Here is a 17,115-nt window from a genome sequence, read left to right on the forward strand (position 1 = left end):
CATTCAGAAACTGTTATTAATTTTATGAATAAAGGTGATAAAACATGAAACCAAATATCGGCATTGTTAACGCATTAATTCGACTTACATTGGGCTTTACCCTTCTTTCTTGGACAACATCTCGTTTATCTCGCAGACCGTACAAAGATTCATACATCTTCTTAGGGTTAATGGGAGCTTTAAAAGTTGCAGAAGGCATCACGCGTTTTTGCCCCCTTACGTACGCATATGATTCATGTCAAAAACATGATGAGCATGAACACCATCCAAACGGAAACGAAGAAACGTATAATCCTTCATAAGGTAAAAAGGAGAGCCGGAGCTCTCCTTTTTTATTTTAAAGCTGCTTTTGTTAATGCACGATGGCCGATGTCTTTGCGATAGAAAAAGCCTTTTTCTACATCGATATGAGCCATTTGTTTGTATACTTCTTGCTGCGCTTCTTGAAGGGTTGCTCCTTTGGCACCTACTAATAGAACACGGCCGCCGTTTGAAACGTATGTGTCGTTTTCTAAAGCTGTACCAGCGTGGAAAACAAGCGCGTCTTCACTAATCGCATCCAACCCGTTAATTGGCGCACCCTTTTGATAAGCTTCTGGGTAGCCTGCTGCTGCTAATACAATTCCAATAACTGCTTCGTTATCCCATTCAATTTCTACTTTTTCTTCTTTCAAAATGCGAAGAAGCACATCGACTAAATCGCTTTTCATACGCGGCAGTACAACCTGTGTTTCAGGATCTCCAAAACGCGCATTAAATTCAATAACTTTTGGTCCTTTTTGTGTTTGAATCAGACCAGCATATAGAATTCCTGTATACTCACAGCCTTCTTCAGCTAATCCTTTAGCCATTGGAAGTAAGATGTTTTCTACAGCCTCTTGTACTTCTGCATCACTGATTTGCGGAACAGGAGAGTAAGCTCCCATGCCTCCTGTGTTCGGACCTTGATCGCCGTCAAAAGCACGCTTATGATCTTGTGCAATTACCATTGGATATACATTTGTACCGCGTACAAATGCCATTAATGAAAATTCTTCACCATCCAAAAATTCTTCTACAACTACTTTTGCACTTGCTTCTTTAAATTTTTGGTCAACTAGAAAATCACGTAATGTATCTACAGCTTCTTCCACTGTTAAAGCAACAGTTACACCTTTTCCAGCTGCTAAGCCGTCTGCTTTGATAACAATTGGAGCGCCTTGCTTTTCCACATATGCTTTTGCTTCCTCGTAAGACGTAAATGTTTCATACGCTGCGGTTGGAATATCATACTTTTTCATGAGCTCTTTTGCAAAGCTTTTGCTTCCTTCAATCATCGCTGCTTGTTTGCGCGGCCCAAAGACCGGAAGACCTTCTTGTTCAAATCGATCAACAATGCCTTCAATTAGCGGATTTTCTGGTCCAACAATTGTTAACCCAATCTTGTTTTCTTTTGCAAACTGCACAAGCTCTTCTTGGCTGCTTTCATCGATTGGTACAATCGTTGCCACGTCTCTCATACCTGGATTCCCTGGTGCTACAAACACTTCGTTAACAAGTGGACTTTTTGAAGCTTTCCATGCAATTGTATGCTCTCTTCCGCCTTTTCCAATAACTAAAACATTCACGTTCTTCACCTCATTAATGTTTAAAATGTCTTACGCCTGTAAATACCATTGCAATGCCGTATTCATCTGCTTTTGCAATTGACTCTTCATCACGAATTGATCCGCCTGGCTGAATAATAGCTGTGATTCCTGCTTTAGCTGCTGCTTCTACTGTATCGCCCATTGGGAAGAACGCATCTGAACCTAAAGCTGAACCTTGTGCTTTTTCACCAGCTTGTTCAATCGCAATTTTTGCAGCGCCTACGCGATTCATTTGACCAGCCCCTACGCCAATTGTCATGTCATCTTTTGCAAGTACAATAGCATTAGACTTAACATTTTTAACAACTTTCCATGCTAATTTTAAATCTGCCCACTCTTTTTCTGTTGGCTCACGTTTCGTTGGAACAGTAATCGTTGCATCATCAAATCCGAATACGTCTTCATCCTGAACAAGCACGCCGCCTTTTACAGATGTTAAGAAAGCTTCTTTTTCTGCTTTTTCATCAAGCTCTATCGTTAGTAAACGAAGGTTTTTCTTAGCTGTTAATACATCTAATGCTTCTTGATCGAACGCAGGAGCAATGATGATTTCTAAGAAAATTTCTTTTAACTGAATAGCCGTTTCACGGTCGATAGGACGGTTAGCTGCTACGATGCCGCCAAAGATAGATGTAGGATCCGCTTCGTATGCTTTTTGATAAGCTTGAGCAATTGTTTCACCCACACCTACACCGCAAGGATTCATATGTTTGATTGCTACGATAGCCGGCTCTTTGAATTCTTTTACGATTTGAAGAGCTGCATTTGCATCGTTGATATTATTGTATGATAACTCTTTTCCATGCAGCTGCGTAGCTGTTGCAATAGAACCTTTTTGTGTTAACGGCTTTTTATAGAAAGAAGCTTGTTGGTGAGGATTTTCTCCGTATCGTAAGCCTTGAACACGCTCATACGTTACTGTTAATTTCTCAGGAGTTGTTTCACCTGTAATGTTTGTTAAGTATTCAGCGATTAATGCATCATAAGCTGCCGTATGACGGAATACTTTTGCTGCTAATCGTTGATTAGTTTCAAATGAAACATTGCCATCAGCTTTTAACTCTTCTACTACGGTTGCGTAATCGCTTGGATCTACTACAACTGAGACAGAACGATAGTTTTTCGCAGCTGAACGAAGCATTGTAGGTCCACCGATGTCAATATTCTCAATCGCTTCAGCAAGCGTTACATCCTCTTTTTCAATTGTCTTTTTAAATGGATATAAGTTTACAACTACAAAGTCGATTGGCGAGATATTATGCTCTTTCATTTGTGCTTGATGCTCTTCATTATCGCGTAACGCTAATAAAGCACCGTGAACGTTAGGATGCAATGTTTTTAAACGGCCGTCTAAAATTTCTGGGAAACCAGTTACTTCAGAAATTCCGATAACGTCAATGCCGTTTTCTTCTAGGGTACGCTTTGTACCGCCAGTTGAAATAATTTCTACTCCTAAGTCCTTTAATTCTTGTGCAAATGAAACAATACCTTCTTTATCAGATACGCTAATAAGCGCGCGTTTTGCTGTCATTTTGTAAACTCCTCCTGATCCGATCTCTCATTTAAAATCTTTCTTTCACTACTACTCTACCATAGTAAAGGATTAAAACTTTTTTGACAAGGTTACATCCTATTTATTTAACTGCGGCTTGTTCAAATAATTCATTCAGTACCGCGGGATAAAATTGATGTTCAATTTCATGAATACGGGCCTCAACTGTTTCTCTTGTATCGCCTTTTTCAATGCGAATAGCCTGCTGGTCAATAATTGGTCCTGTATCCATGCCTTCATCTACAAAATGCACGGTAATTCCAATCACTTTTACTCCTGCATCAAAAGCTTGACCAATAGCATCAATCCCAGGAAATGCAGGTAAAAGCGAAGGGTGAATATTAACAATACGATTTTTGTATGGCTTAAGCAACGTCGAACCAACTAATCGCATATATCCTGCTAAAACAAGAAATTCTACTTTAGCTGATGTAAGCTCTGCAAGAATTGCTGCTTCATACGCTTCTTTATTTTCATAGTTTTTAGGCGAACAAACAAAGCATGGTATTCCACATGCTTTTGCTCGTTCAATTACGTATGCATCCGGTTTATTACAAACAACAAGCGCAATATTTGCTTTTAATCGACCTGACTGAGTTGCTTCGTAGATGGATTGAAAGTTACTGCCGTTTCCAGAAGCAAACACTGCAATATTTATCATGCAAACGTCCCTCCAGCAAATTCAACACCTGTTCCTTCTTTTACACGTCCGATAACAAATGCTTTTTCGCCTTCGTTTTCAATTGCTTCAATGACTTTATTCATATCTTCAGGTTCAACAGCTAAAACAAATCCGATTCCCATGTTGAATACTTCAAACATTTCTTTACGGTCTAGCTTGCCTTGCTCTTCAAGGAAATCAAACACGTATGGAATTGGCCAAGAACCGTAATCGATTTCGACACCTAAACCTTCAGGAAGCATACGAGGGATATTTTCAACAAATCCGCCTCCAGTAATATGAGCCATACCTGCCACCTTAGCTGCATGTAATGCTTTTAGGACTGGCTTCACGTATATTTTTGTTGGCGTTAATAACTCAACTCCGAGCTTTTCATTAAAACCAGCGTAAGTTTCGTGAAGATTTAATCCTTGATCATCAACAATTTTACGTACAAGAGAGTAGCCATTGCTGTGAATACCGCTAGATGAGATACCGATCAACAGCTGTCCAGCTTTAATCTCATCTCCAGTGATAATTTCTGACTTTTCTACTGCTCCTACTGTAAACCCTGCAAGATCATATTCATCTTCTTCGTATAAACCTGGCATTTCAGCTGTTTCTCCGCCAATTAACGCACAGTTGGATTGTTCACAGCCGTCTGCAATTCCTTTTACAATCGATTCAATTTTTTCAGGAACTGCTTTCCCGCAAGCAATATAATCTAAGAAGTAAAGAGGCTCTGCTCCTTGTGCTAAAACGTCGTTTACACACATGGCCACTGCATCCACACCGATTGTGTCATGCTTATCCATTTGAAAAGCAAGTTTCAATTTTGTTCCTACTCCATCTGTACCAGAAACAAGAACAGGCTCTTTTAAATTCAATGTAGATAAATCAAACATTCCGCCAAAGCCGCCGACTGTTCCCATAATACCTGCACGAGCAGTGCGTTCTACGTGCTTTTTAATACGTGAAACAGCTTCATATCCTGCTTCTAAGTCAACTCCAGCTTGTTTATATGAATATGACATGTTGTCACTCCTTTTTTACGTTAAAACTAACAAGTTACCTTTTCATGAGGGTGTACAGTATCTGGATAAATTTCAGTTGGATACTTTCCAGTGAAACATGCCATACACTGTCCGCCATTGCCTTCATACTGTCTGCCGATTGCATCTACTAACCCTTCGTTGCTTAAGAAAACAAGTGAATCTGCTTCAATTAATTCACGAATTTCTTCAACAGAACGCGTAGCAGCAATTAGCTCAGAGGATGACGACGTGTCAATTCCATAGAAACATGGATTTTTGATAGGTGGTGAACTGATGCGTACATGTACTTCAGTTGCTCCTGCTTCTCGAAGCATACGAACAATGCGACGGCTTGTTGTGCCGCGAACGATAGAATCATCTACCATAACAACACGCTTACCCTCTACAATTTTACGTACGGGAGACAACTTCATTTTTACACCTTGTTCACGCAGTTCTTGTGAAGGCTGAATGAATGTACGGCCTACGTATCGATTCTTAATTAAACCTAATTCGTATGGAATCCCGGACTGTTCTGCAAAGCCGATTGCTGCTGAAATACTTGAATCCGGAACGCCTGTTACAACGTCTGCTTCAATTGGTGACTCAACTGCAAGTTGTTTCCCAAGGTTTTTACGAGCAGAGTGAACATTGATTCCATCAATATTGCTATCTGGTCTTGAAAAATAAATATATTCCATACTGCAAATAGCACGGTTTACGTTTAGTGTGAATCGCTCTGATTGAATACCTTCATCATTAATAATAAGTAATTCACCAGGCTCTACATCACGCTCATGAACCGCTCCAACAATATCAAACGCACACGTTTCAGAAGCTACTACATAGGCATCACCTAATCGTCCAATCGATAATGGACGCAGTCCGTGAGGATCAAGTGCAACCATCATTGTATCTTCTGTTAAAATAACGAATGCGTATGCGCCTTTAACCATTGATAAAGCATTTTTCACTTTATCTTTCATATCTTCATAGCCGCTTCGTTTAATTAAATGAGCCAGTACTTCTGTATCAGATGTTGATTGAAAAATACTCCCTTGGTTTTCCAGCTGATGCTTTAATGCATTTGCATTAACCAAGTTTCCATTATGAGCTAACGCAATGCTTCCGCTATGAGAGCGGAAGTGAAGGGGTTGAACATTTTCAAACCCTCCGCCTCCAGCTGTTGCATAACGAACGTGTCCAATTGCTGCTTTACCGTTTAGTTGCTCTAACTCTCCGTGGCCAAATACTTCGTTAACAAGGCCGACGCCTTTCATCACTGTTACTTTTTCACCGTCTGTTACAGCAATACCAGCGCCTTCTTGTCCGCGGTGTTGCAAGCTATGCAAACCGTAATAAGCAATCTGGCTTGCGTTTTCATGTCCCCATACACCGAATACGCCACATTCTTCGTTTAAGCCTTTGATTTCAGCAAGCATGGAAGCGCTCCTTTCCAAGCAGTAGTTAATTCTTCAACTGATAACTGAACAAGAACACTTTCTTGATGTTTAACAGTTAATGTTGCATCTTCTGTTACGCGACCTACTAATGCTGCATCTTGTACAAGCATTTCGAATTTTTCTTTATTCTCTGGTGAAACCGTTACGATAAAGCGTGATTGTGTTTCACTGAATAGCTCTGCTGTTGCTTCACCGTTTACCGTTACGTTTACACCTAATCCGCTGCCGTTCATCACTTTTTCAGCTAGAGCTACCGCGAATCCTCCTTCTGCAATATCGTGAGCAGACTGAACTGCACCTTCACGAATTGCTTGAAGAAGCTGATCTTGACGTGTTTTTTCAATTGCTAAATCTAATTTAGGTGAATGGCCGAATACCGTACCGTTTTCTAGTACTTTTTGAAGCTCAGTACCTGCGAATTCTGCTTCAGCTTTACCAATAACATAGATTAAGTCATCTTTTTTCTTCGCATATTGAGTTGTAATATGGTTGATATCCTCGATCAAACCAACCATTCCAATAACAGGAGTTGGGTAAATTGCTTCACCTTTTGTTTCATTGTAAAGAGATACGTTACCACCGATAACCGGAGTCGATAGCTCACGGCAAGCGTCGCTCATACCGTCTGTTGCTTTTTCAATTTGCCAGAAGATTTCTGGTTTTTCAGGGTTACCGAAGTTTAAGCAGTCTGTAATCGCAAGAGGCTGTGCACCAGAACATACAAGGTTACGAGCAGCTTCTGCCACTGCGATACGGCCGCCTACTTCCGGGTCTAGGTATAAATAGCGAGAGTTACAGTCTGTTGTCATCGCTAATGCTTTATTTGTATCACGTACACGAACAACCGCCGCGTCAGATCCAGGAGATACAACTGTGTTTGTACGTACTTGGTAGTCATATTGGTTGTAAACCCACTCTTTGTTTGCAATCGTAGGCTGTTTTAAAAGCGTTACTAACATATCACTGTGATTTTCAACAGTAGGAGCATATGCTGACTGCTCTTGGAACTCACGATAGTATGCTGGTTCTTGAGATGGTTTGTGGTATACCGGTGCATCTTCTGCTAATGCATCTACAGGAACATCTGCTACTACTTCTCCGTTGTGAGTTAAACGAAGGCGCTTATCGTCGGTTACGTGACCAACTGAAACAGCTTCTAATCCGTATTTTTCAACGATTTCTACGATTTCATTTTCACGGCCTTTTTCAACAACGATGAGCATGCGCTCTTGAGATTCTGAAAGCATCATTTCATATGGTGTCATGCCCGTTTCACGCTGAGGTACAAGATTAAGGTTCATTTCAATACCAGAACCTGCTTTACTTGCCATCTCTGCTGAAGAACTTGTTAAGCCCGCGGCACCCATATCTTGAATGCCGACTAAAGCGTCACACTTGATAAGCTCTAAGCAAGCTTCAAGAAGAAGTTTTTCCATAAATGGATCTCCTACTTGTACAGCAGGACGTTTTTCATCTGACTGATCAGATAGCTCTTCAGAAGCAAATGTAGCGCCGTGGATACCGTCGCGTCCCGTTTTTGCTCCTACGTACATAACCGTGTTGCCAACGCCTTTAGCTTGACCTTTTTGAATGTCTTCGTGGTTAATTAAACCAACACACATAGCGTTAACAAGCGGATTTCCTTCATATGAAGCTTCAAACTGAATTTCTCCGCCTACTGTTGGGATTCCTACACAGTTACCGTAACCTGCGATTCCCGCTACTACTTCCTCAAACAAATGACGAACCTTTGGAGATGTTAATTCACCAAAACGTAAAGAGTTTAAAAGTGCAATCGGTCTTGCTCCCATTGAAAAGACGTCACGAATGATACCACCTACACCAGTTGCTGCTCCTTGATAAGGCTCAATCGCTGATGGATGGTTATGACTTTCGATTTTAAATACAACGGCTTGGTTGTCACCGATATCGACGATACCAGCTCCTTCACCAGGACCTTGTAATACTTTTTCACCCGTGATAGGGAATTTTTTCAGTACAGGCTTAGAGTTTTTATAACTGCAGTGCTCTGACCACATAACAGAGAATAAACCTGTTTCTGTATAGTTAGGAGTACGACCAAGCAGTTTCTCTACATTTGCAAACTCTTCGTCTGTTAATCCCATGTCTCGATATAACTTTTGTTCTTTAATTTGCTCTACATTTGGTTCAAGAAGTAACGACATTTTGTTCCCTCCACTGCTTTACGATTGATTGAAATAATTTAAGTCCGTCCGCGCTTCCTAAAAGATCGCTTACCGCTCTTTCTGGGTGAGGCATCATTCCTAATACGTTGCCTGTTTCGTTCGTAATCCCTGCAATATCTTGAAGACTTCCGTTTGGATTATCACCTGCGTATTGGAAAAGAATCTGGTTGTTTTCAATCAATTTTTGTAACGTGTGTTCATCACAATAGTAGTTGCCTTCACCGTGTGCCACTGGAATAGCAATTACTTCATCTTTGCCATAAGCATTTGTAAACATTGTTTCGTTATTAGCTACTTTTAAATTCACTGTTTTACAGATAAATTTTAAGTTTTCATTACGGCGCATAGCACCTGGTAGTAATCCTGCTTCTAATAAAATTTGGAATCCATTACATACGCCTAGTACTGGCTTTCCTTGGCTTGCTGCTTTTTTTACAGCGTCCATTACATTTGAGAAGCGAGCGATAGCACCTGAACGAAGGTAATCTCCATATGAGAAACCGCCTGGAAGCAAGATACCATCATATTGATCTAATGATTCTGTATCGTGCCAAACGTAATCTACTTCTTCACCAAGCTCATCTTTGATAGCATGATACATATCTACGTCACAGTTTGATCCTGGAAAAACAATTACAGCAAATTTCACTGTACGACAACCTCCTCAACCTCGTAACGGTAATCTTCAATTACTGTATTAACTAAAAGCTTTTCACACATTTCTTTTACGCGTTCATCTAATGAATCTGTGCTGTCGATTGTTAGCTTCTAAAAATTTACCGATGCGTACTTCTTGAACTTCTTCATAAGACATACGGTGCAATGAATTTTTAACGGCTACTCCTTGAGGGTCTAATACACTTTCTCTTAATGTGACAAATACTTTTACTTTATACATGGTTGGGTTATCCTCCGATTCGCTGTAAGATTTTTTCGTATGCTTCTGTTAAACCGCCTAAGTCTCTGCGGAATACATCTTTATCTAATTTTTCGTTCGTATGAACATCCCAGAAGCGGCAAGTGTCAGGTGAAATTTCATCCGCTAAAATAATGTCGCCTTGAGAAGTACGGCCGAATTCTAATTTAAAATCTACCAAGAAAATGTCTTTATCTTTGAAAAATTCCGATAATACTTCGTTGATTTGAAGTGCTTGTGCCTTTAAACTATCAATCTCTTCTTGAGTTGCAGCCTTAAGGAAAATTGCATGTTCTGCAAGAATTAACGGATCACCAAGCGCGTCATCTTTATAGTAAAGTTCAACGATTGGCTGTTCAAAGCGAATACCTTCTTCTACGCCAATTCGCTTCGCAAGGCTTCCTGCTGTAGCATTTCGTACAACAACTTCAAGCGGAACAATCTCTACTTTCTTAACCGCTTGTTCATGATCTGAAAGCTGCTTCACAAAGTGAGTTGTAATCCCTTGCTCATGTAACATTGAAAATAGTAAACTACTAATTTGGTTGTTCAGCTGTGCTTTCCCGCTAATCTCTGCCTTTTTCTGACCGTTGAATGCTGTAGCTTCGTTTTTATAAGCAACCCACAATACATCTTGCTCATCAGTAGCGTAAATTTTTTTCGCTTTTCCTTCATAAAGTAACTCTTGCTTTTCCATGCTGTCACCTCTACATACAGAATATTCAGATACACTTTTTTAGATAAAGGCAAGGACGTGCCTTGCCTTTTTTATTAAAGACCTAAACGTTCAAAAATCATATCTACATTTTTTAAATGGTGCTTATGATCGAAGCAATCTTCAATCTCTTCTGGTGATAAGTGGCGAGTAATACGCTCTTCGCCTTCAATTAAAGAACGGAAAGGAACTTGAGTTTCCCATGCTTCCATTGCTTTTGGCTGTACTAAGTCGTATGCTTCTTCACGTACCATACCTTTATTAATTAATGTTAACAGTACACGCTGTGAGTAAATTAACCCTAGTGTACGATCCATGTTGCGCTTCATGTTGTCAGGGAATACTGTTAAGTTTTTAACAATATTTGCAAAACGATTTAACATGTAATTTAAAGCAATCGTTGCATCAGGTAAGATGACACGCTCTGCCGATGAATGAGAGATGTCACGCTCATGCCAAAGCGGTACATTATCATAAGCTGTAACCATATAGCCGCGAATTAAGCGAGCAAGTCCCGTTACGTTCTCAGAACCGATTGGATTACGTTTATGAGGCATTGCAGATGATCCTTTTTGACCTTTTGCAAAGTACTCTTCAACCTCACGTGTTTCACTCTTTTGAAGACCGCGAACTTCTACTGCAAATTTCTCAATAGATGTCGCAATTAACGCTAGGACTGACATATAGTGTGCATGACGGTCACGCTGTAATGTTTGCGTAGAGATTGGTGCTGGTGAAATCCCTAGCTTCTCACATACGTATTTTTCAACGAAAGGATCGATGTTAGCAAACGTTCCAACTGCTCCTGACATTTTACCGAATTCCACTTCAGCTGCAGCACGTTTTAAACGCTCTAGGTTACGCTTCATTTCTTCGTACCATAACCCCATTTTCAAACCAAAAGTCGTTGGCTCAGCGTGTACACCGTGCGTACGTCCCATCATAACCGTATACTTATGTTCTTGAGCTTTTTCCTTTAGTACTTCTACAAAGCGCTCTACGTCACTTAGCAAGATTTCATTAGCTTGCTTTAATAAATAAGATAGTGCTGTATCAACTACGTCAGTTGAAGTCAAACCGTAGTGTACCCACTTGCGCTCTTCACCAAGCGTTTCAGATACTGCACGAGTGAAAGCTACTACGTCATGACGTGTTTCTAGTTCAATTTCATTGATGCGGTTAATATCAAAAGATGCATTTTGACGAATTAACTTCACATCTTCTTTCGGAATGTGTCCTAATTCTGACCATGCTTCGCAAGCTAGAATTTCAACTTCTAACCAAGCTTTAAATTTATTTTCTTCTGTCCAAATAGCTGCCATTTCTGGTCTTGTATAACGTTCAATCATGTTGTTACTTCCTCCGTTCTTTCCCAAATTCCTAGAGATTCGGCTTTTTCTATCGCCTCATCTATCTTATCAGCTAATACCGTGATATGTCCCATTTTTCTCTTCTCTTTTGCAACTTTTTTTCCGTACAAATGCAAGTGCATATCATCTAAACATTCGATTTTTGCCATTGTGTTCTCAATATGTTCCCCTAATAGGTTAACCATAACAGCAGGTTTTAATAAAGTCGGCTGTGCTAGGGTCCAGTTACAAATGGCTCTTACGTGCTGTTGAAATTGAGAAAGATCACAAGCATTGATTGAATAATGACCTGAATTATGAGGTCTAGGCGCCATTTCATTTATATAAATCTGACCTTCTTTAGTTAGAAACATCTCAACTGCTAACGTACCAACTAAATCTAATCCTTTTGCTATTTCCTGCGCATATTGAAGAGCTTTCGCTTCTTGATCTGCTGTAATACGTGCTGGAACAATTGTTTGGTGTAAAATATGATGCTTATGAATGTTCTCAGCTACTGGTAAACATACCGTTTCGCCTTTTGCATTGCGGTGCACAATAACTGATACTTCTTTATCTAAATTCATCCACTGTTCTACAATACATTCTGATTGCGCTAATAGCTCAGCTGCTTCACGAATATTATTTTCATTTTTCACTAGAACTTGCCCTTTACCGTCATATCCGCCTCGGCAAGTTTTTACAACACAAGGATAACCAATTGTTTCGACAGCTTTTAAAAGTTCTTCTTCAGTCGTAACGATTGCATAGTCAGGAACGTCTAGATTAAGCTTTGTAATCATTTCTTTTTCTAAACGGCGATTTTGTGTAACGGCTAGTAAATGACTGCCCTGTGGCACGTAGCATTTTGTTTCTAGCCATTTCATCATCTCAACATCAACGTTTTCAAATTCATAGGTGATGACATCTGACACTTCAGCAAGCTTTTCAACCGCTTTTCTATCATCATAGTTGCCAATGACTTTAATATCTGCTACTTGACCGCAAGGAGAATCTTCTGTTGGTTCAAGCACTGCAATGTAATAACCCATTTCTTTAGCAGATAGTGCAATCATTCTCCCAAGCTGTCCACCGCCTACGATTCCAATTGTTTTACCAGGAGGTATAAGTAAATTAGACAAGTTGATCACTACTTTCTAACACAGATGATTTAATAGACTCTCTACGATTTTCAAGTTGATCACTTAACGTTGGATCCTGTGTTGCTAAGATTTGTGCTGCTAGCAACCCAGCGTTCGTAGAACCAGCTTTTCCAATAGCTACTGTAGCTACCGGTACGCCGCCTGGCATTTGAACAATCGATAAAAGTGAATCTAAACCGTTTAAGTTACTTGATTTAACTGGTACACCTATTACAGGTAAAATTGTTTTTGCAGCAATCATACCAGGTAAGTGAGCAGCGCCACCAGCGCCAGCAATAATAACTTTAATCCCTCGTTCTTTAGCAGTTTCAGCATACTCAAACATATAATCCGGCGTTCGATGTGCTGATACAACTTTCTTTTCATATTCAATATTTAATTCATCTAAAATGTCACACGCATATTTCATAGTGCTCCAGTCTGACTGACTGCCCATTACAACAGCAACTTTTACATTCATGAATAAAAGCTCCTTTTTCACGTTATAAAAAAACCTAGGGTATGTTATGGCTCACTAAAGGAAAGCCACAACTACCCTAGGTTTCATGTATCAATATTCCTTTTGAAAAGGAATCATGTTTACCTATTTAGTAATTGTACTCTCCTCATAGTCCAATGATTTACGGTCATCGGGTAGAAACTCGTGGGCCATATTCCCACTATTATATGAGGTTTCGGATATCTCAATTGACAACTTAATAATAACAGCGAAACCAGAAAAAAGTCAACCCAAAAATCGAATGTTTACTATTTTTATCATTAAAATGTTCGTATTTAGAGACTTTTCCCTTCGAAAACAATCTGTTGCTTTACCGGAACATACTCTTTTTTACCATTTATTTCTTTTTCTTCAAAGATAGGCTTTTCCATTCGTCGAACGGGCATATACCCATCTTTTTTCATCCGATCTAAACAACTTGCGATTGTTTCATTTTCCTGTAATTCGTATAGTACTTTTTTTGATTTCTTACCCAAAATGCAGCCTCCAGTTTGAAAGAAGTTTCTTACAACGTCAAAAAGAACTTTTATAATAAAAAATTAAATGAATCCACTATAGTGTAACATAATTTAAAAGTTAAATTCACGCTGTAATTTTTAGAAACAAAAAAGACTAGTCATTGAATGACTAGTCTTTTTATTGGCCTGGCAACGTCCTACTCTCACAGGGACAAAGTCCCAACTACCATTGGCGCTAAAGAGCTTAACTTCCGTGTTCGGTATGGGAACGGGTGTGACCTCTTCGCTATCGCCACCAGACAAGAGATTGCTCTCTCAAAACTAGATAACAGTTTGCTGAGTAAAGCTTACGCTTTTAAAGTTTGGTTAAGTCCTCGATCGATTAGTATCAGTCAGCTACACATGTCGCCACGCTTCCACCTCTGACCTATCAACCTGATCATCTTTCAGGGATCTTACTAGCTTACGCTATGGGAAATCTCATCTTGAGGGGGGCTTCATGCTTAGATGCTTTCAGCACTTATCCCGTCCACACATAGCTACCCAGCGATGCCTTTGGCAAGACAACTGGTACACCAGCGGTGTGTCCATCCCGGTCCTCTCGTACTAAGGACAGCTCCTCTCAAATTTCCTACGCCCACGACGGATAGGGACCGAACTGTCTCACGACGTTCTGAACCCAGCTCGCGTACCGCTTTAATGGGCGAACAGCCCAACCCTTGGGACCGACTACAGCCCCAGGATGCGATGAGCCGACATCGAGGTGCCAAACCTCCCCGTCGATGTGGACTCTTGGGGGAGATAAGCCTGTTATCCCCGGGGTAGCTTTTATCCGTTGAGCGATGGCCCTTCCATGCGGAACCACCGGATCACTAAGCCCGACTTTCGTCCCTGCTCGACTTGTAGGTCTCGCAGTCAAGCTCCCTTGTGCCTTTACACTCTACGAATGATTTCCAACCATTCTGAGGGAACCTTTGGGCGCCTCCGTTACATTTTAGGAGGCGACCGCCCCAGTCAAACTGCCCACCTGACACTGTCTCCCGGCCCGATCAGGGCCGCGGGTTAGAATTTCAATACAGCCAGGGTAGTATCCCACCGACGCCTCCACCGAAGCTAGCGCTCCGGCTTCTCAGGCTCCTACCTATCCTGTACAAGCTGTACCAAAATTCAATATCAGGCTACAGTAAAGCTCCACGGGGTCTTTCCGTCCTGTCGCGGGTAACCTGCATCTTCACAGGTACTATAATTTCACCGAGTCTCTCGTTGAGACAGTGCCCAGATCGTTACGCCTTTCGTGCGGGTCGGAACTTACCCGACAAGGAATTTCGCTACCTTAGGACCGTTATAGTTACGGCCGCCGTTTACTGGGGCTTCGATTCAGAGCTTCTCCCAAAGGATAACCCCTCCTCTTAACCTTCCAGCACCGGGCAGGCGTCAGCCCCTATACTTCGCCTTGCGGCTTCGCAGAGACCTGTGTTTTTGCTAAACAGTCGCCTGGGCCTATTCACTGCGGCTCTCTCGGGCTATACACCCTACCAGAGCACCCCTTCTCCCGAAGTTACGGGGTCATTTTGCCGAGTTCCTTAACGAGAGTTCTCTCGATCACCTTAGGATTCTCTCCTCGCCTACCTGTGTCGGTTTGCGGTACGGGCACCTCCCGCCTCGCTAGAGGCTTTTCTTGGCAGTGTGGAATCAGGAACTTCGGTACTATAATTCCCTCGTCATCACAGCTCAGCCTTTATGATGAGCGGATTTGCCTACTCATCAGCCTAACTGCTTGAACGCGCATATCCAGCAGCGCGCTTACCCTATCCTACTGCGTCCCCCCATTACTCAAACGGCGGGGAGGTGGTACAGGAATATCAACCTGTTGGCCATCGCCTACGCTTTTCAGCCTCGGCTTAGGTCCCGACTAACCCTGAGCGGACGAGCCTTCCTCAGGAAACCTTAGGCATTCGGTGGACAAGATTCTCACTTGTCTTTCGCTACTCATACCGGCATTCTCACTTCTAAGCGCTCCACCAGTCCTTACGGTCTGACTTCACAGCACTTAGAACGCTCTCCTACCACTGACATCAAAGATGTCAATCCACAGCTTCGGTGATACGTTTAGCCCCGGTACATTTTCGGCGCAGAGTCACTCGACCAGTGAGCTATTACGCACTCTTTAAATGGTGGCTGCTTCTAAGCCAACATCCTGGTTGTCTAAGCAACTCCACATCCTTTTCCACTTAACGTATACTTGGGGACCTTAGCTGGTGGTCTGGGCTGTTTCCCTTTTGACTACGGATCTTATCACTCGCAGTCTGACTCCCATGGATAAGTCTTTGGCATTCGGAGTTTGACTGAATTCGGTAACCCGTTGGGGGCCCCTAGTCCAATCAGTGCTCTACCTCCAAGACTCTCACAACATGAGGCTAGCCCTAAAGCTATTTCGGAGAGAACCAGCTATCTCCAGGTTCGATTGGAATTTCTCCGCTACCCACACCTCATCCCCGCACTTTTCAACGTGCGTGGGTTCGGGCCTCCATTCAGTGTTACCTGAACTTCACCCTGGACATGGGTAGATCACCTGGTTTCGGGTCTACAACCACATACTAAACGCCCTATTCAGACTCGCTTTCGCTACGGCTCCGCCTTATCAGCTTAACCTTGCATGGGATCGTAACTCGCCGGTTCATTCTACAAAAGGCACGCCATCACCCGTTAACGGGCTCTGACTACTTGTAGGCACACGGTTTCAGGATCTCTTTCACTCCCCTTCCGGGGTGCTTTTCACCTTTCCCTCACGGTACTGGTTCACTATCGGTCACTAGGTAGTATTTAGCCTTGGGAGATGGTCCTCCCAGCTTCCGACGGAATTTCACGTGTTCCGCCGTACTCAGGATCCACTCAAGAGGGAACGAAGTTTCAACTACAGGGTTGTTACCTTCTTTGACGGACCTTTCCAGGTCGCTTCATTTACTTCGTTCCTTTGTAACTCCGTATAGAGTGTCCTACAACCCCAAGAGGCAAGCCTCTTGGTTTGGGCTAATTCCGTTTCGCTCGCCGCTACTCAGGAAATCGCATTTGCTTTCTCTTCCTCCGGGTACTTAGATGTTTCAGTTCCCCGGGTCTGCCTTCAATATCCTATGTATTCAGATAAAGATACTGTTCCATTACGAACAGTGGGTTTCCCCATTCGGAAATCTCCGGATCAAAGCTCACTTACAGCTCCCCGAAGCATATCGGTGTTAGTCCCGTCCTTCATCGGCTCCTAGTGCCAAGGCATTCACCGTGCGCCCTTTCTAACTTAACCATTAGCGAATAAATGGTACAACATATTGTTGTGTTATTTATTGGTTTGATTAAAGAAAAGTTTCACTTTTCCTCAGCAATTACTGTTATCTAGTTTTCAAAGAACAATCGCAACCAAAATCCTTCTTATCTAATAAGAAGAAAGTAGTATGCTTTCTATAATTGAGAGATTG

The 17,115-nt window shown here is 41.8% G+C and carries 13 protein-coding genes, 2 rRNA genes, 1 pseudogene and 1 riboswitch; of the genes and pseudogenes, 1 reads left to right on the forward strand and 15 read right to left on the reverse strand.

The genetic code is table 11. The features are described 5' to 3' along the window. Positions 1–44 precede the first annotated feature (44 nt). On the forward strand, positions 45–302 hold the full coding sequence (locus ACO1DI_RS18300; protein ID WP_016762773.1) for a YgaP family membrane protein: 258 nt from the start codon (positions 45–47) through the stop codon (positions 300–302). Between the two features lie 30 nt (positions 303–332). Here ACO1DI_RS18300 and purD read toward each other — a convergent pair whose 3' ends face one another. From purD to ACO1DI_RS18375, 15 genes and pseudogenes are all read right to left on the reverse strand, one after another. Further along, positions 333–1,607: a phosphoribosylamine--glycine ligase gene (purD, locus tag ACO1DI_RS18305; RefSeq protein ID WP_423145521.1), complete on the reverse strand. Its 1,275-nt coding sequence runs from the start codon at positions 1,605–1,607 to the stop codon at positions 333–335. A gap of 13 nt (positions 1,608–1,620) precedes the next feature. Beyond that, a complete protein-coding gene (purH, locus tag ACO1DI_RS18310) occupies positions 1,621–3,159 on the reverse strand; it encodes a bifunctional phosphoribosylaminoimidazolecarboxamide formyltransferase/IMP cyclohydrolase (RefSeq protein ID WP_025752921.1) in 1,539 nt (512 codons plus the stop codon). Positions 3,160–3,262: 103 nt separating this feature from the next. Then, entirely contained in the window at positions 3,263–3,841 is a 579-nt protein-coding gene (purN, locus tag ACO1DI_RS18315) for a phosphoribosylglycinamide formyltransferase (protein WP_014461934.1), read from the reverse strand. Beyond that, positions 3,838–4,875 (reverse strand): phosphoribosylformylglycinamidine cyclo-ligase, encoded by a 1,038-nt coding sequence (purM, locus tag ACO1DI_RS18320; RefSeq protein ID WP_014461935.1) that lies wholly within the window; start codon positions 4,873–4,875, stop codon positions 3,838–3,840. Before purM ends, purN begins: the two co-directional genes overlap by 4 nt. Positions 4,876–4,901: 26 nt before the next feature. After that, a complete protein-coding gene (gene purF, locus ACO1DI_RS18325; RefSeq protein WP_042992377.1) occupies positions 4,902–6,317 on the reverse strand; it encodes an amidophosphoribosyltransferase in 1,416 nt (471 codons plus the stop codon). Beyond that, on the reverse strand, positions 6,293–8,524 hold the full coding sequence (purL, locus tag ACO1DI_RS18330; protein WP_423145522.1) for a phosphoribosylformylglycinamidine synthase subunit PurL: 2,232 nt from the start codon (positions 8,522–8,524) through the stop codon (positions 6,293–6,295). The genes purF and purL overlap by 25 nt, the downstream gene beginning before the upstream one ends. Next, on the reverse strand, positions 8,508–9,194 hold the full coding sequence (gene purQ, locus ACO1DI_RS18335; RefSeq protein WP_013055039.1) for a phosphoribosylformylglycinamidine synthase subunit PurQ: 687 nt from the start codon (positions 9,192–9,194) through the stop codon (positions 8,508–8,510). Before purQ ends, purL begins: the two co-directional genes overlap by 17 nt. Then, positions 9,191–9,443, reverse strand: a pseudogene (purS, locus tag ACO1DI_RS18340) (phosphoribosylformylglycinamidine synthase subunit PurS). Before purS ends, purQ begins: the two are co-directional and overlap by 4 nt. 7 nt (positions 9,444–9,450) lie before the next feature. Further along, the gene (gene purC, locus ACO1DI_RS18345; protein ID WP_115652926.1) at positions 9,451–10,158 is read right to left on the reverse strand and encodes a phosphoribosylaminoimidazolesuccinocarboxamide synthase; all 708 of its coding nucleotides are present in this window, start codon (positions 10,156–10,158) and stop codon (positions 9,451–9,453) included. A 74-nt stretch (positions 10,159–10,232) separates the two neighbouring features. Next, complete coding sequence (gene purB / locus ACO1DI_RS18350; protein ID WP_013055036.1) at positions 10,233–11,525, reverse strand: adenylosuccinate lyase; 1,293 nt, start codon at positions 11,523–11,525, stop codon at positions 10,233–10,235. Continuing rightward, on the reverse strand, positions 11,522–12,667 hold the full coding sequence (gene purK, locus ACO1DI_RS18355; protein ID WP_115652924.1) for a 5-(carboxyamino)imidazole ribonucleotide synthase: 1,146 nt from the start codon (positions 12,665–12,667) through the stop codon (positions 11,522–11,524). Before purK ends, purB begins: the two co-directional genes overlap by 4 nt. Then, a complete protein-coding gene (purE, locus tag ACO1DI_RS18360; RefSeq protein ID WP_013055034.1) occupies positions 12,660–13,148 on the reverse strand; it encodes a 5-(carboxyamino)imidazole ribonucleotide mutase in 489 nt (162 codons plus the stop codon). The genes purK and purE overlap by 8 nt, the downstream gene beginning before the upstream one ends. Before the next feature lie 128 nt (positions 13,149–13,276). Continuing rightward, positions 13,277–13,378: riboswitch (purine riboswitch) on the reverse strand. 84 nt (positions 13,379–13,462) lie between these two features. Then, entirely contained in the window at positions 13,463–13,663 is a 201-nt protein-coding gene (locus ACO1DI_RS18365) for an NETI motif-containing protein (protein ID WP_014461942.1), read from the reverse strand. 166 nt (positions 13,664–13,829) lie between these two features. Then, positions 13,830–13,945 (reverse strand): 5S ribosomal RNA (rrf, locus tag ACO1DI_RS18370). Positions 13,946–14,007: 62 nt separating this feature from the next. Further along, positions 14,008–16,943, reverse strand: a 23S ribosomal RNA gene (locus ACO1DI_RS18375). Positions 16,944–17,115 lie beyond the last annotated feature (172 nt).

The sequence above is a fragment of the Priestia sp. 40 genome, from assembly GCF_049368575.1.
Classification (GTDB): Bacteria; Bacillota; Bacilli; order Bacillales; family Bacillaceae_H; genus Priestia; species Priestia zanthoxyli.

Bases quoted from the DNA above. Each gene is read 5' to 3' on its own strand.
- purN (WP_014461934.1), bottom strand. From the start codon at position 3,841: ATGATAAATATTGCAGTGTTTGCTTCTGGAAACGGCAGTAACTTTCAA.
- purE (WP_013055034.1), bottom strand. From the start codon at position 13,148: ATGAATGTAAAAGTTGCTGTTGTAATGGGCAGTCAGTCAGACTGGAGC.
- purM (WP_014461935.1), bottom strand. From the start codon at position 4,875: ATGTCATATTCATATAAACAAGCTGGAGTTGACTTAGAAGCAGGATAT.
- purB (WP_013055036.1), bottom strand. From the start codon at position 11,525: ATGATTGAACGTTATACAAGACCAGAAATGGCAGCTATTTGGACAGAA.
- purH (WP_025752921.1), bottom strand. From the start codon at position 3,159: ATGACAGCAAAACGCGCGCTTATTAGCGTATCTGATAAAGAAGGTATT.
- purF (WP_042992377.1), bottom strand. From the start codon at position 6,317: ATGCTTGCTGAAATCAAAGGCTTAAACGAAGAATGTGGCGTATTCGGT.
- purC (WP_115652926.1), bottom strand. From the start codon at position 10,158: ATGGAAAAGCAAGAGTTACTTTATGAAGGAAAAGCGAAAAAAATTTAC.
- ACO1DI_RS18300 (WP_016762773.1), top strand. From the start codon at position 45: ATGAAACCAAATATCGGCATTGTTAACGCATTAATTCGACTTACATTG.
- purL (WP_423145522.1), bottom strand. From the start codon at position 8,524: ATGTCGTTACTTCTTGAACCAAATGTAGAGCAAATTAAAGAACAAAAG.